28 protein-coding genes and 1 pseudogene are annotated in these 24,681 nt (G+C 39.2%); 9 read left to right on the top strand and 20 right to left on the bottom strand.

Going from position 1 to position 24,681, the window contains the following annotated elements; genetic code table 11:
* Positions 1-79 precede the first annotated feature (79 nt).
* From QM859_RS07315 to QM859_RS07360, 10 genes are all read right to left on the bottom strand, one after another.
* The gene (locus QM859_RS07315; protein ID WP_414262723.1) at positions 80-604 is read right to left on the bottom strand and encodes a hypothetical protein; all 525 of its coding nucleotides are present in this window, start codon (positions 602-604) and stop codon (positions 80-82) included.
* 557 nt (positions 605-1,161) lie between these two features.
* Complete coding sequence (locus QM859_RS07320; protein ID WP_414262617.1) at positions 1,162-2,661, bottom strand: DNA primase family protein; 1,500 nt, start codon at positions 2,659-2,661, stop codon at positions 1,162-1,164.
* Positions 2,662-2,680: 19 nt separating this feature from the next.
* Positions 2,681-3,541, bottom strand: coding sequence for a primase alpha helix C-terminal domain-containing protein (locus QM859_RS07325; protein WP_414262618.1), 861 nt, complete (start codon positions 3,539-3,541; stop codon positions 2,681-2,683).
* Positions 3,542-3,681: 140 nt separating this feature from the next.
* Positions 3,682-3,957: an XRE family transcriptional regulator gene (locus QM859_RS07330; protein ID WP_414262724.1), complete on the bottom strand. Its 276-nt coding sequence runs from the start codon at positions 3,955-3,957 to the stop codon at positions 3,682-3,684.
* Complete coding sequence (locus QM859_RS07335; RefSeq protein ID WP_414262619.1) at positions 3,950-4,291, bottom strand: DNA-binding protein; 342 nt, start codon at positions 4,289-4,291, stop codon at positions 3,950-3,952. The genes QM859_RS07330 and QM859_RS07335 overlap by 8 nt, the downstream gene beginning before the upstream one ends.
* The gene (locus tag QM859_RS07340; RefSeq protein ID WP_414262620.1) at positions 4,288-4,503 is read right to left on the bottom strand and encodes a hypothetical protein; all 216 of its coding nucleotides are present in this window, start codon (positions 4,501-4,503) and stop codon (positions 4,288-4,290) included. Before QM859_RS07340 ends, QM859_RS07335 begins: the two co-directional genes overlap by 4 nt.
* Before the next feature lies 1 nt (position 4,504).
* The gene (locus tag QM859_RS07345) at positions 4,505-4,705 is read right to left on the bottom strand and encodes a hypothetical protein (RefSeq protein WP_414262621.1); all 201 of its coding nucleotides are present in this window, start codon (positions 4,703-4,705) and stop codon (positions 4,505-4,507) included.
* The gene (locus QM859_RS07350; RefSeq protein ID WP_414262622.1) at positions 4,702-5,148 is read right to left on the bottom strand and encodes a hypothetical protein; all 447 of its coding nucleotides are present in this window, start codon (positions 5,146-5,148) and stop codon (positions 4,702-4,704) included. The genes QM859_RS07345 and QM859_RS07350 overlap by 4 nt, the downstream gene beginning before the upstream one ends.
* 293 nt (positions 5,149-5,441) lie before the next feature.
* Positions 5,442-6,068, bottom strand: coding sequence for a Rha family transcriptional regulator (locus QM859_RS07355; protein WP_414262624.1), 627 nt, complete (start codon positions 6,066-6,068; stop codon positions 5,442-5,444).
* Between the two features lie 15 nt (positions 6,069-6,083).
* Positions 6,084-6,284: a helix-turn-helix transcriptional regulator gene (locus tag QM859_RS07360; RefSeq protein WP_414262625.1), complete on the bottom strand. Its 201-nt coding sequence runs from the start codon at positions 6,282-6,284 to the stop codon at positions 6,084-6,086.
* A 206-nt stretch (positions 6,285-6,490) separates the two neighbouring features.
* Between QM859_RS07360 and QM859_RS07365 the strand changes: the two genes are divergently transcribed.
* The 7 genes and pseudogenes from QM859_RS07365 (at position 6,491) to QM859_RS07395 (ending at position 13,421) form a co-directional block, all read left to right on the top strand.
* On the top strand, positions 6,491-6,916 hold the full coding sequence (locus QM859_RS07365; protein ID WP_414262626.1) for a helix-turn-helix domain-containing protein: 426 nt from the start codon (positions 6,491-6,493) through the stop codon (positions 6,914-6,916).
* Between the two features lie 175 nt (positions 6,917-7,091).
* The gene (locus QM859_RS07370; protein ID WP_414262627.1) at positions 7,092-8,606 is read left to right on the top strand and encodes an RNA-binding domain-containing protein; all 1,515 of its coding nucleotides are present in this window, start codon (positions 7,092-7,094) and stop codon (positions 8,604-8,606) included.
* Positions 8,607-8,702: 96 nt separating this feature from the next.
* A complete protein-coding gene (locus tag QM859_RS07375) occupies positions 8,703-9,869 on the top strand; it encodes a tyrosine-type recombinase/integrase (RefSeq protein WP_414262628.1) in 1,167 nt (388 codons plus the stop codon).
* A 277-nt stretch (positions 9,870-10,146) separates the two neighbouring features.
* The gene (locus QM859_RS07380; RefSeq protein WP_006152791.1) at positions 10,147-11,091 is read left to right on the top strand and encodes a magnesium transporter CorA family protein; all 945 of its coding nucleotides are present in this window, start codon (positions 10,147-10,149) and stop codon (positions 11,089-11,091) included.
* A gap of 12 nt (positions 11,092-11,103) precedes the next feature.
* The gene (locus tag QM859_RS07385) at positions 11,104-11,778 is read left to right on the top strand and encodes a DUF1129 domain-containing protein (RefSeq protein WP_016466360.1); all 675 of its coding nucleotides are present in this window, start codon (positions 11,104-11,106) and stop codon (positions 11,776-11,778) included.
* Positions 11,779-11,975: 197 nt separating this feature from the next.
* Complete coding sequence (locus QM859_RS07390) at positions 11,976-12,239, top strand: SemiSWEET family transporter (protein ID WP_004250486.1); 264 nt, start codon at positions 11,976-11,978, stop codon at positions 12,237-12,239.
* Positions 12,240-12,389: 150 nt separating this feature from the next.
* Positions 12,390-13,421: pseudogene (locus QM859_RS07395) on the top strand (S66 family peptidase).
* 50 nt (positions 13,422-13,471) lie between these two features.
* Here the strand turns inward: QM859_RS07395 and QM859_RS07400 are convergent.
* The 4 genes from QM859_RS07400 to mutL all read right to left on the bottom strand — a co-directional run bounded on the left by QM859_RS07400 (position 13,472) and on the right by mutL (position 17,388).
* Positions 13,472-14,155: a CPBP family intramembrane glutamic endopeptidase gene (locus QM859_RS07400; protein ID WP_414262629.1), complete on the bottom strand. Its 684-nt coding sequence runs from the start codon at positions 14,153-14,155 to the stop codon at positions 13,472-13,474.
* Positions 14,156-14,716: a DNA-3-methyladenine glycosylase I gene (locus QM859_RS07405; RefSeq protein WP_414262630.1), complete on the bottom strand. Its 561-nt coding sequence runs from the start codon at positions 14,714-14,716 to the stop codon at positions 14,156-14,158.
* 9 nt (positions 14,717-14,725) lie between these two features.
* Positions 14,726-15,319 (bottom strand): Holliday junction branch migration protein RuvA, encoded by a 594-nt coding sequence (ruvA, locus tag QM859_RS07410; protein WP_414262631.1) that lies wholly within the window; start codon positions 15,317-15,319, stop codon positions 14,726-14,728.
* 119 nt (positions 15,320-15,438) lie between these two features.
* Entirely contained in the window at positions 15,439-17,388 is a 1,950-nt protein-coding gene (gene mutL, locus QM859_RS07415) for a DNA mismatch repair endonuclease MutL (RefSeq protein WP_414262632.1), read from the bottom strand.
* A gap of 183 nt (positions 17,389-17,571) precedes the next feature.
* Between mutL and tyrS the strand changes: the two genes are divergently transcribed.
* Complete coding sequence (gene tyrS / locus QM859_RS07420) at positions 17,572-18,828, top strand: tyrosine--tRNA ligase (protein ID WP_315640316.1); 1,257 nt, start codon at positions 17,572-17,574, stop codon at positions 18,826-18,828.
* Between the two features lie 77 nt (positions 18,829-18,905).
* Here the strand turns inward: tyrS and QM859_RS07425 are convergent, their stop codons facing one another.
* Together QM859_RS07425 and QM859_RS07430 are read right to left on the bottom strand one after the other, a co-directional pair.
* Positions 18,906-20,966 (bottom strand): heavy metal translocating P-type ATPase, encoded by a 2,061-nt coding sequence (locus QM859_RS07425; protein ID WP_414262633.1) that lies wholly within the window; start codon positions 20,964-20,966, stop codon positions 18,906-18,908.
* 1 nt (position 20,967) lies between these two features.
* Positions 20,968-21,246, bottom strand: coding sequence for a DUF6110 family protein (locus QM859_RS07430; RefSeq protein ID WP_000910903.1), 279 nt, complete (start codon positions 21,244-21,246; stop codon positions 20,968-20,970).
* 151 nt (positions 21,247-21,397) lie between these two features.
* Between QM859_RS07430 and QM859_RS07435 the strand changes: the two genes are divergently transcribed.
* A complete protein-coding gene (locus QM859_RS07435; protein WP_414262634.1) occupies positions 21,398-22,246 on the top strand; it encodes a putative RNA methyltransferase in 849 nt (282 codons plus the stop codon).
* A gap of 108 nt (positions 22,247-22,354) precedes the next feature.
* Here QM859_RS07435 and QM859_RS07440 read toward each other — a convergent pair whose 3' ends face one another.
* From QM859_RS07440 to QM859_RS07455, 4 genes are all read right to left on the bottom strand, one after another.
* Positions 22,355-22,561: a hypothetical protein gene (locus QM859_RS07440; RefSeq protein WP_414262635.1), complete on the bottom strand. Its 207-nt coding sequence runs from the start codon at positions 22,559-22,561 to the stop codon at positions 22,355-22,357.
* Positions 22,562-22,745: 184 nt separating this feature from the next.
* A complete protein-coding gene (locus QM859_RS07445) occupies positions 22,746-23,495 on the bottom strand; it encodes an ABC transporter permease (protein ID WP_414262636.1) in 750 nt (249 codons plus the stop codon).
* Positions 23,488-24,312: an ABC transporter ATP-binding protein gene (locus QM859_RS07450; protein WP_414262637.1), complete on the bottom strand. Its 825-nt coding sequence runs from the start codon at positions 24,310-24,312 to the stop codon at positions 23,488-23,490. Before QM859_RS07450 ends, QM859_RS07445 begins: the two co-directional genes overlap by 8 nt.
* A 41-nt stretch (positions 24,313-24,353) precedes the next feature.
* Positions 24,354-24,575 (bottom strand): hypothetical protein, encoded by a 222-nt coding sequence (locus QM859_RS07455; RefSeq protein WP_033679542.1) that lies wholly within the window; start codon positions 24,573-24,575, stop codon positions 24,354-24,356.
* Positions 24,576-24,681: the final 106 nt, after the last annotated feature.

The following is a 24,681-nucleotide window of genomic DNA, read 5'->3' on the forward strand; positions in this document are numbered from 1 at the left end:
GTTCAAAAATACCCCCTATATGGAAAAACCCAAATCTATTACCTAAATGCTAAAAGGGGATTGCTCCCCTTTCTATGTTTTATTGACCAGAATAATCAGCAAGGCCTTTATATTCGCCCTCTATGTCCAATTTTTGGAGCAGGCTAATACTTTCATCGCCCAGCATTTCCAACGTACCAAAAGCGGTCATAGAGTCCATAGGGATAGGTTTATCAGAAAGCAAGCGATCAGCATAGTCTAATAGTTCCAGCTCGTAGTTTGTGACCTTATTCAGCAAGCTCTCAAAGTTCTCTGACTCTTTGAATTGAAGCACGCGCTCCCGTTTGTAACGTTCTTCAAATGCTTCATCTCCCTCTGGTTGCTTGTAATAGTCTTTGAAACTGTCACAAATAAGCTTGAAAGTCTTGTTTAGCTTGTGATCTTCCACATACTCAGCGACAAGCGTGCCTTTATCCTTGTAGGTCAATGAGATTGTAGGCTGGCAATATTTCCCAGTCATATATCCCAGTAGCGCGTGACCTGCAACCATAGCAGTATCTAGGTCTTTAAATTCGTAAGTGAAAGTAAATGTTTTTGCTTTATCTGAAAATGTTTTTAGTGTCATGTTTTTATCTCTTTCTGTTTTTAGTTCATCAATCTCTTTAAAGACTGTTTCAAAGCTCTCCTGAATCAGTTCAATGTTTTTATTATTTACTGTAGAGTTATAGATTTCATTCTTAACAATTTCGTATAAAACCTCACTGAACCGTCCAATACGGTTTTCAAGTTCCGTTATTTTTTCGTCTAGGTCTATTATATCCGTCATAGTCTATTCTCCCTATTTTAAGGTAAATTATGTAATATTTTTTAGATTTGTTACCTTCTTTAGTGATTTTGTTACCTTCTAGGTAACATAGTTCAGCCTTACTGCCACAAGAGTTTAGACTGTTTTGTTACCATGTTACCTTCTTTTGAAGTCATAACCCTTATATATAAATACTATTTTTTCCCTATATAGAGAGTTAAAAATAAGGTAACAAGGTAACATTTTCCCAAAAAAGTCAGTAGTATCAAGGGTTTAACTACGTTACCTTCTTTCTAAACAAGGTAACAAGAAGGTAACATTTTGGGGTGAAAACCTAGATATACCAAGGGTTTAGGGCGAAAAAAGAAGGTAACATTTTAGTCTTTAACGACAGCGTGATTAGTTTTAGCTAGTTTTGTTCTTTCAAAATCGAAAGGGTCTAATTTATCAAAGTCCTCAACTTTAACCCTCGCCCGCTTTAGCTGGTACTTATTAGGCGTCAACTGTTGTAGGTGTCTGATAGTATCTTTTCCTGCCCCGTAAACATTGGGCTTGGGTATTCCCATATCTTCAGCATAATGTTTCAGCGATCTGGTCAGTATAAAAACAGGTACTACGTCCAGCTCATGCCAACCTCTTTCCATGTATTCATGCTTAACCCATGAAAGCAAGTAGTCATTTTCTTCCTGGTATTCTTCTAGGAGGCCTTTAACTGCTTTAGGTTCGATAAAGTGAGTAAATGGCTCTTGGTTGATGGCTTTGTACAGGGCATACTCTAGGACTTCCTTGTTTGCTAAAAACTCGTTTTTTATCCAAGGTTTTTCCTTCTCCCCGTTAAAGTCAGCATTAAAAGGGACGATCATAATTCTACGATACCAGCCTTTTGTCTTATTGCCACCGTTGGGGATATAGTTCCCTGAAAAGATATTGAATAGCTTAAAGGTAGCTTCAAAAGCTGGCCGACCTTTTGGATTGACTAGCACGGTGTCCCCGCTAGTGATACTCATTAGATCAGACGGATTTTTTAAGTATTCGTTTGGGGCTTCATCTCCGATATTACAAACTTTACCTACCAGGGTTTCTAAGTTATGCTTTTCAGCAAACTGTGCAGGTTTTAAGGCTGATATATTGCTTTCCCCTATCAGATTGATAAGGAAGCGCTGAAATGTTCCCTTACCATTGTTACCGTCACCGTAGAAGATAGCGAACTTATTTCGGGTGTGGTTAGGATTGATAGCTTCTAGGATAATCTGCCAAAACAGTGTCACTAGTTCACTATCATTACAAGCGATTGAGTTCAACCAATCATCAAAAGTTTTGCCCTCTCTATCTATTGGGACTCGTTTAGGCGCGTGGTAAGCCGTGCTGATCTTGCTTGTAATGACATAATCAGGGCTAAATGGTAGTAGCTCCTTAGTTCTTAGATCAATAATACCATTCTTTACAGGTACAAGGTCAGCACTTTCAAAAGGTTTCTTTATCTTGGTCAATGTCCTAACCATTAACTTAATCTGTGCCCACTCCCTGGGCTTAATTCTCACGTCAAAAGTCTTACAGAATAGGTTAAACAGGTCATTACTAGCGGTATAGATACCCTCGTCTAAATCATAGATATAGAGTAGGCTATAATCAGGTACATTGCTCTTACTGATAAAAGTAAACGTGACAATATCGCTTAAAATTTTAGCGACTGTGAAGGTTTGGGGCATAGCGACCTTTTCGGTAACGTCCCCTGTGGACTCGTTTACCTTTGTTTCAGTATGTTCTGCTCGCCATTCTTCGCCAGCCTGAAAGATACGATTTTCAAGCTCCTTCATCGTTCTAGGTGGTTGTTCTTGCTCTCTCACCTCTAAGATTTCACTTTCCAGGCTTTTCAATTTTTCCTTTTCTATGGTTCTACCCTCTCTTTCTGTATTCTGCCCGTGCTATACTGCTGAATGTACGGTCTAGTTCCTCGATTGGTAAAGGTTCAGCAGTCACGCTATTAGCTATCTTTGTAAGTTCGTAGGCGGTCTCTAGATCACAATCAACCCACTTGTTAAAGAGCAAGCCTACAAAGCGTGTCAGCGCCACCTTACGACCTCCCTCGTCTCCAAAGCCATTGAAAAGCGTGTCAATAATTCTCATGGTCATTGACCTCTGGCCACTTGCTTTAGGCTTGTAAAGCTCAGTAGTTTCTTGCTTCGCTCTTGGTTCAACCTTGGGGACTGGATAATCTAGGCCATGCTCTACGATTTTTTGATAGTCTGCTGTGTTGCCTGTTGTGACTGGTAGCCCTTGGAGTTGTGACCAGGTTAGACTGGCCATGTCAAAGGGTAGCCCTATCTTGTCCGCTATCTCCTTCACTACCTGCTTATAGGTTGCCTCGTTCATCACGTTGTCAGGCTTCACTACAAGGCGAAAACGGGGCTTTTCTAAGCTATGTTTGATAGTCGGGTATAAGATATAGGAGTAGCCAAATAAAGCGCTAGAGACGGCTTTTATGAAGTCCTCAGACGTCCCCTGTATATCGTCATAATCAAGGAAAATCAAATCCCGATAGATTAGACTGGAGTTGTTTCGCTTGTAACTGCCATTCTTTTCTGGTGTCACTTTACCACTGATACAGTATGGCGCTTGTGTACGTTTGAAGTCTTCAATGTTTGACCCTTCAGGGACTACCAAAGGCTTAAAGCGTTCAATATACTCGAACGGCTTAATCTTATCAAATGGATAGACAAGATTACTCTGAAATCCTTTGGCCTCGTAAATTGTCATACTATCGCCCCTTTTTGCGTTTCTTTTTTAACTTCTTCAGTAGCTTTTGTTCTTGGAACTGTTCCAAAGATCTGCCACGGTGCTTATACAATTTAATGTCATGATAATGACCTCCACCTTGTACTGGGTGTGTGTTATATCTAGCCATTTTCCACCCCCAAAAACTTCAGCAAGTCAGAAACTCTATAATAGATCTTCCTAGTATCTTCTAGTGGGGGCTGGTATCGTCTTAACCCTGCACTTTCCCACCTTTGCAAAGTCTTATATTTTATGTCTAATTCGTCCATGGCTTCCTGTGCCGTGATTAATCCCGTCAAACGTGATTTGACTGTATCACGCGCTTCCAGGTAGTTCTCCACAAGCTCCAGAACGCCATGAGTTAGCTCATATTCGCTCTCTTTGCTGAGACTAAACAAATTCATCAGCTCCCTTCAGTAGTTGCTTGTAGCTCTCTAAATCGGCATTCAAAAGGACAGTCAGACGCTTCTGCTCCTCTTGTACTTGGTTATAGAATGCCTTTGCTCCGTCCAGTAGTTCCTCTTTGTTAGCTGGGATAAAGTAGCCTCTAAAAGCTCCGTGACGTACCCCAACGATAGGAACGCCGTAGCGCGTGATTAAACGGCTAATAATGTCCTGTACGGTTCTTTCTGCTAGCTTAGTGATCAGGCTGATTTCTGCCCCTGTTATGGAGTTCTCAGCCCCGACCTTGATTAGTCTTAATACTCGCTTGTCATTCATTGTTAGACTCATTCAATTCCTCCCCATACATTGACTCCTGCAAGCTGGATATAACGCCCATAATCGGGGGTTAAACTCTCGCTAGATGTTTCTATCGTCTGTTTGCTTTCTCGCTCAAATTTGGCGCTTTTTGGGCGGTCTCGGTTGTTTAGATAGAGTAGTACACCAATCAATACCATCATGAAGATAACCGCCTGTGTATTGGTTAAATCTAGTTCGTTCATGTTATGCCCTCGCCTTATAGTTCTTGATGTAGTCCACTTGGTCGCTTCGTCCCATCTTCAGGAAGTCGTCCACCTCTTCGGTGCTTACTTTTCGATCTACAAAATCAGAGATAAACTGGAAGAGGTTAGGGTGTCTCTCCTTGATTTCAGCCATTTGTTCATCAAATTCTGCTTGTGTCATGTTGTCTAGGTCTGTTATCATTTCAATAGCCCTCTTTCTTTCAAATCCTTTATAATCAAGCTACGTAGATAAGCCCAAATATTACCAGTATCAGCTGTTGCTAGTTCCTGAGGGTCAGTGAAACTCCTAACAGCTTTATTCAAATAGTTGAATAATAACCAGTGTGGGCGCCCTTCCCCTAATTTTATAGAATTGTTCTCTAAAAATTCATCATGTTTTTTCAACTCACCCAATAAATTTTCTACATTGGCATTGAAAAACGCTTCATGGTCAGCTTCCTGTTGTTTATAGGTTTCTGAAAGCTTATAAAATTGAATCCATAACTGACTAATTACTGATCTACAATCTTCAGCAATCTCTGTTGCCCCATGGTGTTCCTTGGATAAATGCCACTCTGATAAAATATCTAGCTTTTCTTCTACAAGTCCCAGCTCTTTTTCAAAATCTTCAAAGTAGGTGTCCATGTTTTTTACCTCTGTTTCTATGTTTATGTAATCGCCTTGATGGGCTTTTTAATGGTTGTTTCCTATACTAGCTAATTCCCTCGCCCAGACTCGCCAAATTGAAAGCGTGAGAAAGTACCAGTTTTAAGAGTTGGCGCTCTCCGTATGGTCAAATTGACCTAAATATGCTATAATCTAGGTATAAATCTTTACTAAAACCTCTTTAATAATAGCTTGCCTGCGTTGTTAAATTCGTTTTAGTGTTAGTGTGAAAGGCTTTGCTGATTGGTCTCGGTAAGCCTTTTTTGTTGCTCTCACGCGCTTCTATGGCGTGTATTTTTATTTCTGAATGCCATAGCCTTGATTTCTTGGTAACTCATATTCAAGCCAATCATAGCTATTACCATATCCTCAAAGGCTTGATATTGCTCCAGCTCGTCACTGGTCAAGCTATCAATGCCGTTATAGCCCCCACGTTCTTTCCTTAACTGCTTAGCGTTCCTGTCGGTTACTGCCTTCAGTAGCAAGTTGTTCATGGTGCTATGCGCGTGCTTGGGTGCATTAGTCCATGTCTCAATACTGTCATGCAGTGTTTTTCTTTTTGGTTTTTCTAGCGCTCTCTGAATACGAAACTTAGAAAGTTCCTCACGCATTTCAAAGAATGCTTTGACAAGATTGGTTTTGAAGTTGGCCACTTGCTCGGTATTCTTTAAGAATGTAACTAACAAGGTCGCTTGTTGCTCATTCAAAATATAGTCCTTGGTATTCTGGCCACTTTCCATAGCTTGGATTTTAAATCCAACCTTTCCGAACCGTTCAAACCTTTCTTGATGTTTGCGGATCGTTTTGGTTATTGTGTGATGTTGCAATCCCGTGCATTCTGCCACAATACTACTTAATGTGTACGGTTCTTTCTTACCGTCCATATAAACTAGATCCATTCGGTTCACTCCTTTCTAGCTATAAAATAGTTCATCTATAGTTATATCTGGTTTGATTTCTGCAACCATTGACTTAACCGCTAGGCGTTCCTTGTCATTGAATGGCGTTTTACCTAATTCTTTGTTGTTGTATGACTGCAAAGAAATTTTTAGCTTGTCCGCCATCTGTTGTTGAGTTAGTCCTAACATAACTCGATAGCCTCGTAGTTTGCTCATAGTTTTCCCCCTTTCTAAAAAATCCCCCTCCATAAATAGATTGAAAGTGTGAAAGGTCGGAGGGGGTTAGCACACTTTTTCTGTGCTTAACTTGTATAATACACAATACTTTTTCTACTGTCAACTGTTTTTTTAATTTTTGCACAAAAAAAATGTACTTTTTCTAAGATATAGTATATAATCATCTTTGAAAGGTGTGATAAAACATGAATAGATTGAAAGAATTAAGACAAGAAAAAAAGCTATCTCAAAAAAAGTTAGCTGAAAATATTGGGGTTCATTATCGAACTCTTCAAAATTGGGAAAACGGAGAGAGCCAAATCAAACCAGAAAAAGCCCAGCAACTAGCTGACTACTTCGGGGTAAGCGTTGGGGTATTGTTGGGGTATGAAGAAGCAAAAACTCTTGAAAACATTTTAAAAGATGCAGAAGAATACTTAGAAATGACTGAAGATGACCTTTTATCAGATAATTATAGTTCAAGAATAAAGATAGCCTTAAGCGAAATGTCTGATATTCCTGTACTAAAAAACGAAATCATATATAATTTAGACTTTTTGTCATACGATAATTTAAAAGCTATTTGTCAAATTATTAATGAATTACCTAAAAAGGAAAAATACGACTTATAGCCTACCACGCGCCACAATGTTCAACAATCCTGAAGCGCGTGTGCGAATGCGTGTGCGAATGCGTGTGCGAATAATCTACTTTCAAAAAAACCTTTAATAGCACTGTTAGCTAACTAAAAATAAACTATTTTTCCCGCGCGTGTGCGAATGCGTGTGCAAATTGATTGGAGAAAAAATGAGAAAATACGATATACAAAAATTGTTATTATCAGGGGAGAACCAAAGTGTTGAATTCAAAGAAGCTAAAAATTCTTTCCCTAAAGATGGTATGAAAACAATTTGTTCCTTCGCTAATACAAATAATGGTCTGTTAATTCTAGGTGTCTCAGAGAATACAAAGAATAAAGATTTTTATATTTCTGGAGTTAATGATCCCGATAAAGTACTGGACGAATTATATAGTTTACTTAATAACCCTAATAAAATTAATAGAAATGTGATTAATGAAGAAAGTGTTGAAGTCGTAAATATAAAAGGAAAAGAGATTGTCATTATCCCTGTTAACAAGGTAGACTACAAGGATAAACCTATATATCTTAATGACAACATAGCATCTACCTATTTTCGTCAGGGGACTGGTGATTTTAGGTGTTCACAAGAGCAAATCAATGCGATGTTAAGAGACTCTGCAAAAGAAAGTTTTGATAGTACACTTGTTCAGGATTTCTCTATATCAGATTTAGATAAAGAAACAATAAACCATTATAGAGAAAAGTTCGATAATATTAATGCTGAGCACCCTTTTTCCAAATTAGACACCGAGCAATTTCTATTAAAAATAAGCGCTCTACGAAGAGATCGTACAGACAATAAAATAAAACCAACTGTGGCTGGATTATTAATTTTTGGAACACATAATGCCATAAAAGAGTTTATTCCTCACTATAACGTAGAATATGTTTTAAAAGAATTTACCGAAAATAATCGCTTTAAAGACCGAGTAATTTATGATGGTACGTGGGGAGAAGATAATCTTTTTAATTTCTTTCACCTAGTTATTGAAAAATTGTATCTAACTTTAAATGATAACTCTAAAATTCAAGAAAATTCTATGAATAGAATTGGGATTTCAAAGTTACGAATTGCAATTCGTGAGGCATTCGTTAACAGCCTTATTCATAGTGATTATAAAAGCGAAAAAGGGATAATGGTAATTAGATATTCTGATAGATACATATTCACAAATGGCGGAACACTTAGAATTGACATAAAGGACTTTTTTAGTGGGGCACATTCTGATCCAAGAAACTACTTAATACAAGAAATTTTTAGGTTTTTAAATTTATGTGAAAAAGCTGGAACTGGTATACCCAAAATAATGGAAGCAGTTAAAGAGAGTCATTTAAAGTATCCCAATTTACGAACTGAATTAGACTCAGTTGAACTTACATTATGGGATACTTCCCTTATAGATAACCTGGATATTGATAACGAATATGAGAAAAAAATATTAGAATTAATAATCGAAAACCGTTTCATAACAAGAGAGACTTTGGAAGAAAAACTAAAAATCCACAAAAATACAATTTTAAAATATTTAAAGAAATTAGTGGAAAAACAAGCTATCGATAAATTCAAATCCGGTAGACAATACGTATACTTTATTGCACAAAACCAAGATCCTGAATTTCAAAAATATAACCACATTGATGCTATGTATTCTCTACTGGAAGAACTGAAACGAAAATAAGGGTCTTATCGTAAGCCCTAGCATGATATAAACCACAATCTAAAACCTTTTTAATAATAGCTTGCCTGCTGATGTATTTTAGAAAGGTTTATCATCATGAAAATAACTGAAGTTATAAAAAAAGACGGTAGTAAAGTCTACCGAGCAAGTGTTTACCTAGGAGTTGACCAGGTAACAGGAAAGAAAGTAAAAACCAAGGTAACGGGGCGAACACAAAAGGAAGTAAAACAGAAAGCCAATCAGGAAAAAATTGCTTTTCAAAAAGCAGGATCTACTAGACAAAAAGCTAGTACCATAACAAGCTATCAGGAATTAGCTAATCTCTGGTTGGAAAGTTATAAGAATACAGTTAAGCCAAACACTCAAGGTAATGTTAGAAAGTTAATCGATAACCATATATTACCTATTTTCGGGGACTATAAGCTCGATAAGCTCACTACTCCACTTATCCAGTCAATTATCAATAAACTTGCTGACAAGACTAATAGAGGCGAAAAAGGGGCTTTTCTACACTATGACAAGATACACGCGCTTAATAAACGTATCTTACAGTATGGTGTAACTATGCAGGCGATACCGTCCAATCCTGCGCGTGATGTTGTTTTACCTCGTAACACTCAGAAAGCAAAGCGACAAAAAGTAAAACACTTTGATAATCCAGAATTAAAAAAGTTTCTTGTTTATCTCGATAATTTAGATAGCAATAGATATCGTTATTACTATGAGACAACGCTCTATAAGTTCCTACTGGCTACTGGTTGCCGTATCAATGAAGCTTTATCCCTTTCTTGGTCTGATATAGACTTAGATAATGCCATAGTGCATATTACCAAAACACTAAATCGGGAATTAGAAATTAATAGCCCAAAATCTAAGGCTAGTTATCGGGATATAGATATAGATTTATCTACTATCGATATGCTAAAACAATATAAGCTACGCCAAACTAAGGAAGCATGGAAGATAGGAAAACGTGAAAGCGTGGTATTTTCCGATTTTATTCATGAGTACCCTAGCAGTTCAAAACTTAAAAGAAGACTGCTAACACATTTTAAGCGTGCTGATGTTCCTAACATAGGTTTCCATGGTTTTCGTCATACTCATGCAAGTTTACTACTTAACTCTGGTATTCCTTACAAGGAGCTTCAGCACCGTTTAGGTCATTCCACTCTATCCATGACTATGGATATTTATAGCCACCTCTCAAAAGAGAACGCAAAAAAAGCAGTCTCATTCTACGAAACTGCACTAAAAGCACTATAAGGGGAGCAAAAAGGGGAGCAAATTAAAAAAGCAACATTTCAAGACAAAACGAAAAGCCAATAACAACGGTATTTTTGTAAGATTTTGTTTGAAAAAAGCCGAATTTGTAGTATAATAGTACGGTGTCAAAAATCACTTTATACTCAATGAAAATCAAAGAGCAAACTAGGAAACTAGCTGCAGGCTGTACTTGAGTACGGCAAGGCGACGTTGACGCGGTTTGAATTTGATTTTCGAAGAGTATTAACACAGAATAGATTAGGAAAGGATCGGAGATATGAAACAAGTCTTTCTCTCAACAACAACTGAATTCAAAGAGATCGATACGCTCCAGCCGGGCACTTGGATCAATCTCGTCAATCCTACCCAAAGCGAATCGATGGAAATTGCTTCTGCATTTGATATTGATATCGCGGACCTCCGTGCACCACTCGATGCCGAAGAAATGTCTCGTATTACCATTGAAGATGAATACACTCTGATCATCGTAGACGTTCCCATTACTGAAGAGAGAAATAATCGCACCTACTATGTGACCATTCCCTTGGGGATTATCATCACTGAAGAGGCTATTATTACCACTTGTTTGGAACCTCTACCACTTCTAGATATCTTTATCAATCGGAGACTTCGGAATTTCTATACCTTTATGCGTTCGCGCTTTATCTTTCAAATCCTCTACCGCAACGCTGAAATCTACCTGACAGCCCTCCGTTCAATCGAACGCAAGAGTGAGCAAATCGAAACCCAACTTCACAAATCTACTCGAAATGAAGAATTGATTGAACTCATGGAGTTAGAAAAGACCATCGTCTACTTCAAGGCCTCTCTTAAGACAAATGAGCGTGTGATTAAAAAATTGACCAGCGCAACTAGCAATATTAAGAAATACCTTGAAGACGAAGACCTACTGGAAGACACATTGATTGAAACGCAACAGGCCATCGAGATGGCGGATATCTATGGAAACGTCCTTCACTCTATGACAGAGACCTTTGCCTCTATCATTTCAAACAACCAGAACAATATCATGAAAACCTTGGCCCTCGTGACCATCGTTATGTCTATCCCGACTATGATTTTCTCAGCTTACGGAATGAACTTTAAGGACAATGAAATCCCTTTAAACGGAGAACCGCATGCTTTCTGGCTCATCGTCTTTATCGCCTTTGCTATGAGTGTTTCTCTCACTCTTTACCTCATCCATAAAAAATGGTTCTAAACAGGAGTTATTATGTCACAAATTGATTTAAAAGAATTAACAAAGAAAAACCAAGAATTTATCCATATTGCAACCCAGCAATTTCTCAAGGACGGGAAAACCGATGCCGAAATCAAGGCTATCCTTGAAGAAGTGATTCCTCATATCCTTGAGGAGCAACCAAAAGGAGTGACAGCCCGCTCTATCTACGGAGCACCAACTCACTGGGCTCATAGTTTCAGCGAAAAAGAGCAATACGAAAAAGAACATCCAAAGGAAAATGACGATCCAAAATTGATGATGTTGGATTCAGCCCTTTTCATTACAGGACTGTTTGCAGTAGTTAGTGCCTTGATGAGCTTCTTCTCAAACCAACCCGTAGCTTACGGATTGGTAACACTTATCAGTGTAGGGGCCTTTGGTGGAGTTGCCTTTTACCTTCTCTATCACTTCATCTACCGCTACTACGGACCAGATACTGACCGTAGCCAACGCCCTCCATTCTGGAAATCACTTTTGGTTATGTTAGCAACTATGTTTGCATGGGTTCTCATTCTCTTCTTGAGCAACTTCCTTCCACAAGCCATCAACATCAGCCTCCCACCACTTGTTTTGTTGGTGATCGGTGGAGCACTTCTTGCTCTACGTTTCTACCTCAAAAAACGTTTCAACATCAAGAGCGCAAGTGCAGGACCTGCTAGATATTAAGATAAACAATAAAAGTAGTGTGTTTTGTAGACAGACTACTTTTTTGTAGTTCCAAATCATTTTTCGACTCTCAAAAGAAGTAAACACATTTTCTAATAACATTCTAATGTAAAGTCTTCCCTTGGAATCCCGAGGTTTTATCCTTGAATCCAAGTTGTTTTTCTGTTATGCTAATAAAGTAATAAGGAGAAATATATATGACTAAACAGAGAATTAATCAAATTGTTGGTTCAATTGGTGCCTTTATCGGGATTATTGTATTTATAGCCTACATCCCCCAAATTTTTGCCAATTTACAAGGAAATAAAGCTCAACCATTTCAACCTTTATCAGCAGCAGTCTCTTGCTTAATCTGGGTCATTTATGGATGGACAAAAGAGCCTAAGAAAGACTGGATTCTAATCATTCCAAACTCGGCTGGGGTTATCCTTGGCGGACTGACCTTCCTTACTGCTCTATAAGAATGCAACTACTATAAAAAGCAACCACATCGAACGGTTGCTTTTTTACTACTCTCGTGATCTAAAAGCCATTTTCTGATTCTAATTCTTGTTGTTTCTCCTCATCTTTTGTGATACAATAGCATCAATTTATTTCTAGGAGGATGAGATATGGTTTCTACTATTGGTATTGTTAGTTTGTCTAGTGGCATTATCGGAGAAGACTTTGTCAAACACGAAGTGGACTTGGGTATTCAACGTCTCAAGGATCTAGGACTCAATCCTACCTTTTTGCCCCATTCGTTAAAAGGCTTAGACTTTATCAAGGACCATCCTGAAGCACGTGCGGAGGATTTGATGCAAGCCTTTTCTGATGATAGTATCGACATGATCCTATGCGCCATCGGTGGAGATGATACCTATCGTTTGTTGCCCTACCTTTTTGAAAATGACCAACTAGAAAAAGTTATCAAACAAAAGATTTTTCTTGGCTTCTCGGATACGACCATGAACCATCTCATGTTGCATAAACTAGGAATCAAGACTTTTTATGGGCAATCCTTTTTAGCAGACATTTGTGAGTTAGACAAAGAAATGTTGCCATATAGCTGCCACTACTTTAAAGAATTGATTGAGACTGGAAGAATCTCCGAAATCCGCCCTAGTGACGTTTGGTATGAGGAACGAACTGACTTCAGTTCCAAGGCTCTGGGGACACCTCGTGTCAGTCATGCAAATACAGGTTTTGACTTGTTATAAGGAAATGCCCAGTTCGAGGGAGAAATCCTCGGTGGTTGCCTCGAATCTCTCTACGATATCTTTGACAACTCTCGATACGCAGACAGCACGGAGCTCTGCCAAAAATACAAACTTTTCCCTGACTTGTCAGACTGGAAAGGAAAAATCCTCTTGCTAGAAACCAGCGAAGAAAAGCCTAATCCTGAAGACTTCCAAAAGATGTTGCGGACTTTAAAGGAAACTGGTGTATTCGAGGTCATCAGTGGACTCTTGGTCGGAAAACCTATGGATGAAACTTTCTATGACGACTATAAAGAGGCTTTAATGGACACCATTGATAGCAATATCCCGATTGTCTATAATCTAAACGTTGGCCATGCCACACCAAGAGCAATTGTTCCCTTTGGAGTTCACGCATATGTGGACGCAACGGAGCAAGTCATTCGCTTTGACTATAAAAAATAAAGCTGGGAAGAGTTTCTCAGCTTTTTTCAGTATCGTTACTAGCATTTTCATCACATACTACCGATAGCTACAATGATCAAGACTAGGCTATTGCCTAACATGTGAACAAGTAGGGGATAGTAGATATTCTCCTTTTCTTTCACATAAATAATAGAAAAGGCAAGGCCACCACCTAGATAACCGACTGCACCGACCCACTCTGACAAAGACAAACTGTGCATATGGATTAAGGCAAAAGCAAGGCCGACTATGAAGATACTCAGCCAAGTTGGCAGACTTTTTCTCAAATATCTCAATAGAATTTGACGGAATAAGAGTTCTTCCATCAAAGGTCCAATGATGCAGGCAAAAACCGCTATCAGTAGTGGTTGTTCTTGAAAGATGCTTTGAAGATTCGACTGATTTAGACTTTGTCCGTCTAGTCCCAAAAACTGCCTCAACATCTCTGATACAAATTCAAAGATAACAGTCATCAGAATGAGAAAGAGCAAGCCTTTTAAAACGCCAAAGAAGAATTTTCTTTTCGTCTTTCTAATCTCCTTCCATTGTTGGATCAATCTATCCTTGCACAAGAAAGAGCCATATAGAGCTAATACTACATAGACTAGATATTTTAGATAATTCGCAATGGCAGATGGCATCACAGAAGCCAGCAATTTAGCACCATCAAACACAAAGAGAACTGTATAGAGAATCGCAAAAATCAGAATTCCCTTATTTTTGTTAGACATCATTTAATTTCCTTTCCATTCACAATCATTCTCATGGTCATCAACCAACCCTGTAGCCTGTAGAAAGGACAAAACAGCGACTGGTCCAGTAAATTTGAAGCCTCGTTTTTTGAGATTTTTGGATAATTTCTCAGATAGAGCTGTTTTGGCAGGAGACCCTCTGTAGTCAGGTACATCATTCACAATCGTATTCCCACCGACAAAAGACCAAAGATAAGCATCAAAAGTTCCGAATTCTACCTGAACTTGTAGAAAGGCCTGGGCGTTGGCTCGCGTCGCAAAAATCTTGGCACGATTGCGGATGATAGCTGGATTGTCCATCAATGCTTCCAATTCAGAGTCGGTCATCTTTGCGACCGCTTGAATTTGATAGTCATGAAAGGATTCTCGGAAAGCTTGGCGTTTGTTGAGCACCGTCTCCCAAGAAAGACCAGCCTGATAAGTCTCCATGCAGAGTAACTCAAAAAGGGCTTGGTCGTCATGGAGAGGTTGACCCCATTCCTCATCGTGGTAGGCTACATATAGAGGGTTGTTCATTTTAACCCAGCCACAGCGTTTTGGCATAGAAATCTCCTATTTCACCAACATCTTGAGAGCAGATTTAATGTAATTTTCTGCTGTATCCGAAGTTCCTTCAAAGAATTTCTTAATTTTCTTGAGCTCAGTTGCCTTGTAGCCCAAAGCCAACATGGCTTCCATAGCTTCTTCCAGTTCTTGGTTGTCACTGCTAGATGGAACTGCAGCCTTAGCAGGGAGGTCGTCCCCTGCCACAACCACCTTACCTTCTAGATCCAATACCATCTGTTGGGCTGTTTTCTTACCGATTTTAGGAAATTTAGTCAAGTAAGTGATATTCTTAGTCTCAATCGCTTGAACCAAGCCAGCATTGTCATCGGCAGCGATAATAGCAAGAGCTGACACAGGACCAATCCCAGAGACCGAAATCAGACTGAGGAAGAGTTTTTTCTCATCTTCTGAGCGAAAGCCGTAAAGCAGATGGGCATCCTCACGGACAACTTGGTGCACATAAATCTGAGTTTCTTGATTAACCTGACCTGAGTAAGCATAGGGATTGGCTACATGCAAGATATAACCGATACCATTTGCCTCAAGGACAATGTATTTAGCAGTAATTTTGGTAATGATACCTTTTAAATATTCGTACATAATTTTCCCTTCAATTTATACTCAATGAAAATCAAATCTAAACTAGGAAGCTAACCGTAGGCATAACTTGAGTTAGGCAAGGTAAGGCTGACGCAGTTTAGAGAGATTTTCGAAGAGTATTAGTATTTTCCTAGCTCTCGGAGACTGGTATGATTTTCCTGAATGCGACGGAACATCTTTTCCATGTCCGACTTGGTAAAGTGAACCAAAACAGGACGTCCGTGTGGACAATTATAGGGGTTGTCACATTGAGAGAGTTGATAGAGGAGTTGTCTAGCCGAGTGGTCATCAATACGATGGTTGGCCTTGATGGACCGCTTGCAGGACATCATAATGGCTAGTTCAGCTCGGTATTTCTTGATTGAAACTTCCTTGGTCAAGAGGAGCATGTCGCACATCTCATAGATTCCAGACTCAATTTCCTCCTCTGCCATCCAAATGGGATGTTCGCGCAAGATAAATTGATTCTCCCCGTACTCTGCTAGAAAGACGCCTACTTCCTCTAAAAGAGACATTCTTTCCTTGAGACGAAGGGCATCATCCGCAGGAAATTCAAAGATATAGGGCACTAGGAGTTGCTGCTGGCTCTGGTCAACATTGCCAATGCTCTCACGGTACTCCTCATACTTAACCCGTTCCTGAGCCGCGTGCTGATCTATGATGTAGAGCCCATCTCGACCTTGGGCAAAGAGATAGGTTCCATGCATCTGACCGAAAAATTCCAACTCTGGGAAGCTTGAAGATTCTTCCCGCTCCAACTTGTCATAAGCCTTATCCAGACTAGCCAGGTCTAACTCTGGATGGTCTAGTTGGTCATAGTTAGCAGGCTTTCTCTCTGCAAAATGGAGTTTGGCTGGTTTGGTTATCTGGTCTAAGGTTTCCTTAGCAAACAGATTCAAATCCTGTTTCTCTTCATTCAGGTTCACCTGATGGTCTGCCACCTCAGCTTGTGTCGGTCTTGTCAGCTCCGTTTGCTCGTAGTAAAGATTATTTTCTTTAAGTGGGAGAATGGTTTGCTCCACCTTTTCACGATTGCGAACGGTAGACTTTGCAAGATTTTCCAAGGCATCTGGAATCAAGGTCTGTTCCTTTAGACTCTTTGCGATAGCTTCTGAAACCAGTGCCATCAGCTCTCTTTCCTTAGAAATACGCACCTCTTGCTTGGTTGGGTGCACATTGACATCGGCTAAGTAAGGGTCAATCTGGATGTGAATAACAGCTAGTGGAAAACGCCCCACCATGAGCTTGCTGCCGTAACCATCTAAAATAGCACGATTGAGTAGGAAGTTTTTGATATAACGGCCATTGATAAAAAGGCTGATATAATTGCGGTTAGCACGTGTCAATTCCGGCAATGAGACAAAACCAGAAATTTCAAAATCTAGGTCAGCATTCTCAATTTCAACCATCTTTTTAGCACTGGCTAAACCATAAATCCCAGCAATGGCTTGACGCAGTTGACCCGTACCAGCTGTTCGTGTCATTTCCTTGCCATCGCTAATCAGGCTAAAAGAAATCTCCGGATGGGCTAGCCCCAGACGATTGACAATATCAATGATATGAGACAACTCTGCCTGCTGGCTCTTCATATACTTGAGACGAGCCGGTGTGTTGAAAAAGAGGTCTTCCACACAAACCTTAGTCCCCACAGTACTGGTCGCTGGAATGATTTCCTCAACTTCTCCCCCACGAGCCACTAGCTTGGTCCCGTGACTGGCACCGTCCACCGCTGTCAACAAAGTCAAAACACTGACAGAAGCGATAGAAGGCAGGGCTTCACCACGAAAACCGAGGGTCCGAATCCGAAAAAGATCCGCTTGATTCTTAATTTTACTGGTCGCATGACGACGGAGGGCTAACTCGACCTCATCGTGGGCAATCCCGTGACCATTATCTGTGATTTGGATTTTCTTAAGTCCAGCTTCCTCGATTTCAACGATAATCTGGCTAGAGCCAGCATCAATGGCATTTTCAACCAACTCTTTAACTACGCTGGCAGGACGTTCGATGACTTCTCCTGCTGCGATCTGGTTGGCCAAGACTTCTGGCAATTCAATAATATGAGACATCTTTCAGCCCCTTTCTTAACGATTTTTATCTATTTCTCCGAAAATAAGCTAGTGCTATTATACCATATTTCACTCGTTTCCAAAAAAGTCCGAGTAGCAACTTTCTTCCCGATTTTACTAGGTTATTTGCCAAGTTTGTGGTAAAATAGGTAGAAATAATATTTTAAAAAGGAGAAAAGACACATGCACATTTTTGATGAGCTAAAAGAGCGTGGTTTGATTTTTCAAACGACTGATGAAGAAGCTTTGCGTAAAGCCCTAGAAGAAGGTCAAGTTTCTTATTATACTGGCTACGATCCAACTGCTGACAGCCTTCACCTAGGTCACCTTGTCGCAATCTTGACAAGTCGTCGTTTGCAGTTAGCAGGTCACAAACCATATGCGCTCGTTGGCGGTGCTACAGGTCTCATCGGAGATCCGTCCTTCAAAGATGCTGAGCGTAGTCTCCAAACAAAAGACACAGTAGATGGCTGGGTCAAGTCTATCCAAGGACAACTTTCTCGTTTTCTTGATTTTGAAAACGGTGAAAATAAAGCTGTCATGGTCAACAACTACGACTGGTTTGGCAGCATCAGCTTCATTGACTTCCTCCGTGATATCGGAAAATACTTCACTGTCAACTACATGATGAGTAAGGAGTCTGTGAAGAAACGTATCGAAACAGGGATTTCTTACACTGAGTTTGCCTACCAAATCATGCAAGGTTATGACTTCTTTGTCCTTAACCAAGAGCACAACGTAACCCTACAAATCGGCGGCTCTGACCAATGGGGAAATATGACCGCTGGTACCGAATTGCTTCGTCGTAAGGCTGACAAGACTGGTCACGTAATTACTGTCCCACTCATCACAGACGCAACCGGTAAGAAATTTGGTAAATCAGAAGGGAATGCTGTTTGGCTCAACCCTGAAAAGACTTCTCCATACGAAATGTACCAATTCTGGATGAACGTCATGGATGCTGACGCTGTTCGCTTCTTGAAGATTTTTACTTTCTTGTCATTAGACGAGATTGAAGACATCCGTAAACAATTCGAAGCAGCACCACACGAACGTTTGGCTCAAAAAGTCCTCGCTCGTGAAGTCGTAACTCTGGTTCACGGCGAAGAAGCTTACAAAGAAGCCCTTAACATCACTGAGCAACTCTTTGCTGGAAATATCAAAAACCTTTCTGTCAAAGAACTCAAACAAGGACTTCGTGGCGTTCCGAACTACCAAGTACAAGCAGATGAAAACCACAACATCGTAGAACTTCTCGTATCTTCTGGTGTGGTTAACTCAAAACGCCAAGCTCGTGAAGATGTTCAAAACGGAGCCATCTACGTCAACGGTGACCGTATCCAAGACCTTGACTATGTCTTAGGAGATGCAGATAAGTTAGAGAACGAACTCACTGTTATCCGACGTGGTAAGAAAAAATACTTTGTATTGACTTACTAAATTGTTCAACATTTACCTATAAACAAAGGAGTTAACCTCGATAAAGGTAACTCCTTTTTGCTATGAATAGTCCCCTCCTATCCCTTAATAGACAGGCTACGCAGTACAATGCGTAAGGTTGTTAGATTATGTAAGATAGAAAGATTTGAAGGGCTAAGCCAGTTAAACAAGCCAAAGCCAATCAAACTACTATTTACGACAACGGTATCTTGAATATTCTTCTTGATGAGTGTTTGCAAAGATGATGATAGCGAATCCAACTCTTGGAAGAAATCCAAACGATTATCTAACAACAAGATATCGCTCATCTGTTTAGAAATATCTGCACTCTCATTCATCACCACACCGATATCTGATAGGGTTAGAGCCGCTGAGTCATTCAATCCATCTCCAACCATCAAAATAGTGTGACCTGCTTTCTGCAGTTCCTCTACTAACTCAAATTTCCCATCAGGTTTCAAGTCTGTATAGACCTGATCAAAGGGCAAATCTTTGACTAATTCCTCTGTTCTAACCAAGGTATCCCCTGTTGCCAGAATCAATTTTTTCCCTTGTGCCTTAAGTTTCTCCAAGGCTGCTTTTGCTTCTTTTCTCAAAGGAGTATGAATACAGAACATTCCAATCAATTCATTCTGATAAGCCAAGAATAAGAGATTGTAGTGACTCTTGTACTCTTCAATTAAAGCATTTTGTTCTGAACTGATATGAATCTGCTCATCCTGCATCAAGACATAATTCCCAATAAGAACTGGTTGGCCATCTATATGAGATTTGATCCCCTTACTTGCGATATATTGGAGTTTCCCATGCATTTCCTCATGTTCAATCCCCTCTATCTCGGCTTGCTTGACGATGGCATTAGCAATAGGATGATAAATGTGTTCCTCAAGACAGGCACTGATTCTGAGAATATCTTCCTCACTATTGTCTCCAAAAGGTAACACCTTTTCAACTATCGGATAGCTAGTTGTGATCGTTCCCGTCTTATCAAACAAGAAAGTATCAACTTCCAGGTATTTCTCCAGAACATCTCCATCCTTAATCACCATTTCACGGTTCAACCCCTCCTTGATAGCTGTCAAATAAGCTACAGGAGTAGAGATTTTCAAAGCGCAGGAGAAATCGACCAATAGGAAAGAGATGGCCTTAGAAAAAGAACCCGTTAATAGGTAAGTCAGCCCAGCCCCCAAGAAATTATATTTGACGACCTTGTCCGCCATCTTGATGAAATAGCGTTGTTTCGTTTTCTTGTTTTCTTCAGATTTTTTCATCAACTCAATCAGTTGTAAAATCCGGCTGTTCATCTGATTATCGGTTATACGAATGCGTAACTCTCCGGTTTCTAATACTGTATTTGCACAAACCAAATCAGACTCTCTTTTTTCAACTGGAAAACTCTCTCCCGTCAAGGAACTTTCGTTGACCATACCTAAACCTGAAACTACTTGTCCATCAAACAGAATTTCATTTCCTTGAGAAAAGATCAAGACATCTCCTATTTGAACATCGGAACTCTTGATACTAACAACCGTATCGCCCTGTACTAAGAATACATCGCTCTCTTTTGCAAGAAGACTCTGTTCTAAATCTGTTGCAGTTTTTTTCAAGGACCACTGATCTAAATGATTCCCCAAATCAAGCATAAACATGATATTGCTAGCTGTCTTGGATTGGCTCATAAACAAAGACAATAAAATAGCCGAACAGTCCAAGACCTCCATCGTTAGTTCCTTACGCGCTAGTGTTTGATAGGCTTCTCTGATATAACCCAAAGCCTGATAACAAGTCCATATATAGCGAATAGGATACGGCACAAAAATACGAAAAATCATACGCTTAATCGCTGCACCTGAAACAATAGAATAAGCACTCTCTTCTCTACGAATGGGAAGAGTCATCAACTCAGAAACTTTCCCTTTATCAATTCTTTTTAAAAAGGCTTCTGCATTATCTAATACAGAAAAGCCTTCTTTTATACGTAGAGTAAAGTGCTGTTGATCCATGTAAAACTGGATAGACTCAATCCCCTTTTCATCTCTCGCCAAGGAACGAAGATAGTCTTGAATATCCAAGGTGAGTGAAAAAGAAGATGATAGTCGGATATGTTGGTATCCTCTATGTAGCACTTTAAAAGACATATTATTCACCTATAAGGCTATCTAATTGCTCTTCTTTTTTCTCTTGCTCGTACAAATATTTGGCATCTTGCAAGACATCGTCTCCATGTTGCTTCACAACAGAAACAGATGCATCTAGCTCGTCTTTCAACTTGTAAGCCTTAGCCAAAGCTTTAGAATAACCTTTTTTAGCTTCCTTACTTGCCAAGATTTTCAAACCAAGGGTACCAAATGCGACACCACCCAAAAAGAGTGATGATTTTTTCGCAACTTTTGCGACGCTTAATACTTCTTTTAACATACTTATTTCCTCCTTATCATTATTATATAACAATTTAGATATAAAAGCAATTTCATTCCATAAATTGGAGAATTAGTTTTATTTCTACTGAATCTCCCATCTACTTATTCCTAAAGTTGCTTTCATTTGCCTCTTTTGATACACTTAAACTATGAATACAAACCTCAAACCCAAACTCCAGCGCTTTGCTTCTGCGACTGCCTTTGCCTGTCCCATTTGCCAAGAAAATCTGACCTTGGTAGAGACTAGCCTCAAATGTAGCAACCGCCATTCTTTTGACCTAGCAAAATTCGGCTATGTCAATCTAGCTCCGCAAATCAAACAATCGGCTAACTACGACAAGGAAAACTTTCAAAATCGCCAGCAAATCCTAGAAGCTGGCTTTTATCAGGCTATCTTAGAAGGCATCTCAGACATACTAGCGACTAAATCATCTGCAAAAACTGTCTTGGACATCGGTTGTGGCGAAGGCTTCTACTCTCGTAAACTCCAAGAAAGTCACTCTGATAAAACCTTCTATGCCTTTGATATTTCAAAAGACTCGGTCCAAATCGCTGCTAAAAGTGAACCTAACTGGGCGGTCAATTGGTTCGTTGGCGACCTGGCTCGTCTTCCTATAAAAGACGCCAGCATGGATATCCTGCTTGATATCTTCTCACCTGCCAACTACGGTGAATTTCGCCGCGTTTTATCCCAAAACGGTATCTTAATGAAGATCATACCAACTGAAAATCACCTTAAAGAAATCCGCCAAATGGTACAGGATCAACTAACAAAGAAGGACTATTCCAACCAAGATATCAAGGAACATTTCCAGGAACATTTCAGCATCCAATCTAGTCAGATAGCTTCCCTGACCAAACCTATCACCGCAGAGCAACGCCAAGCCCTGCTTAGCATGACCCCCCTACTCTTTCACGTCGATCAAAGCAAGATTGACTGGAGCCAGTTAACTGAGATTACCATCGAAGCAGAGATTCTGGTTGGGAAAGCACTGTAAATAAATTTTTGAGATACTACAAAGCCCGCACCTCTTCTTGAGATGCGGGTTTAAAACACGATTTTCCACTGTCTTTCCGAAAAGTATAAAAAATTTTGACCTCTCCATTTATTTTCGATTTGAAATGAGAAATTTATCAATAAATAGCAAGTGATATAAGGCAAGTGCTGCCCCATAACAACATCCATGGAAAGAGATTTCTTGATGAGTAAGTGGAAACGAAGAACTATTACCCGTATAAAGGCATGACCAAATTACAAAAAGAATCCAAAATAAATCAGTCCATTTATATTTTGAAAAATATTTTTTCCACATATAAACACCCTCTTTCTTTACTACAATACTATTATAATACTGTTTGTAGACGAATCTAAGAAATTTGAGGTGATTTCTAAGTAAATTCTAAGGCTTAAAGGTAGTGAAAACCAGCATTGTTAAGTGCTGGTTTTTTGTCTGACGCTATACCCCATCCATAAGACTAGGTTATGGGGACTGAACATTAAGCTTTAAAAAAAGTTAGTTTTTGAAGTTGATTAAGTGTTAACTTTCCAAACGGAACTCTTTTTTTATTTTTCAATCCCCAATAACTAAGGGCAAGTAATGCTACAACCCAAGCAAAAGTAACCCCCAAACTGTCAAAATTCAACTTGAAATCTGGTTTATTAAAGAAATCTACATAAGCTCCTAAGAAGGTTGTGTCCATAAATTTCTTGACCTCTGAGCTAACTTGAGAAAACATCGGCAAGAATGAGAGACCAAGCATTGGAATCAAACCATAAACCTGAGCCTGAGTTTGTGTCTCTGAAATAGCTCCAATCACTAAATTTAAGAGGATTGTACATAATGCTACCAGAGAAGCTACTACAAGGTATACAGGATAATCTTTTGCGAAATCCACTTCAACCATAATAGGGAAAGAAATAACTGAAGCCAAGGCAAAGATTACAGGATAAAACAAAACGGAAACAAGGTATTCTCCACGGCGAACTCCGCTTAAAATGAGAGTCTTAAAAATTCTTTTTTCTTTTTCCTCTGCAATAGAGTTTGAAATCATTGATCCAGAAGAAAATGAGAATGCCATTGTTAAAGAACTAAACAATAGTGTTTTCCCTTGAGTGCCATCTGTATTCATAAAATTTTGGAAGAGTAGAACAAGAAAGAATGGGAATACTACCTGTACCAAAGTGTTTTTGTTTGTTAATAATACTTGTGTCCTCAACCAGATAAGGGCTAAAATTCTCTTAAACATCTAATTTTTCTCCTGTCAATTTAATAAAAATATCTTCTAAAGTTGGTTCGCATGAGTGAATCGTCATCATTTTTTTATAATCTTCGTGCTGCAAGTCTTCGAATCGCACTACTTTTTTAGTAGAGTCACTATAGGTTACTGCAACCTTTTTTTCCGTGTTATATTTTTGGATAATTTCGCTTGGGCTTCCTTGTTCAATAAGATCACCTTTATTCAAAAGAGCTAGGTTATCACATAATAAAGTCGCCTCATTCATATCATGAGTAGTTAAGAAAATGGTTGTTCCTCTTTCCTTTAACTCCTGTAGTAATTTGTGAATTTTCTTTGAGGTGGTGGGATCTAACCCACTTGTAGGTTCATCTAAAAATAGAACTTTAGGATAATTGATTAAAGCACGAGCTAAAAGCATTCGTTGACGCATTCCTGTAGAAAGTTTCTCAGCTGGAGTGTCTTTACTATCATACAGACCAACTTGTTTTAGAATTTCTTCAATTCTAGATTTTGAAATTCCGTATAGTCTTGCAAACAGTAACAAGTTATTGTACAAACTTAATTTTTCGTAATAACCACTTGTGTCACCTACTAAACCTAACTCTTCAAAATCTGACGGCAGTAATTTTTGAGAATCTTTCCCTAATAATTCTGTCTTTCCGCTGTTAGCCTGTAGCTGTCCTGTCAGAATATTGATCATTGTTGTTTTCCCTGAACCAGATGGCCCTAGGAATCCAAAAATTTCTCCTTCGTTTATTGAAAAACTAATTTGATTTAATGCAATATTATCTCCAAATCGCTTTGTAACTCTTTCTACCTTAATCATTGTATTACCTCTTTCTAATTTTAATTTCTATTTTAGAAACTTCACTCACTCCCATCGGTTATGTCAACAACTCTAATTCTAGGCTTTAAGTTGGAGTCCATTTTGATTTCTCTCATTTCATTTGGAAGTAAGAGAACTAATTTTAGTAGCTTCTCATCAAGTGTTACTTTACATAGGCGTCTGCTATCTAGACTATTTTTGATAATCAGATAGTCCTTCTTGACAAACTTTTCATCCATATAATAGTCAATTGTTTTTACCATATTTTCCTCCCGCCTGCTAATCTACATCCCTTTTAAATAGTAATGTTTCTAGCACTGCGTTCTGCTTAACTTATTTACAATAACAGTATATCCCTTATGAGAGTAA

This window comes from Streptococcus infantis, assembly GCF_047463175.1.
GTDB classification, from domain to species: Bacteria; Bacillota; Bacilli; order Lactobacillales; family Streptococcaceae; genus Streptococcus; species Streptococcus infantis_AC.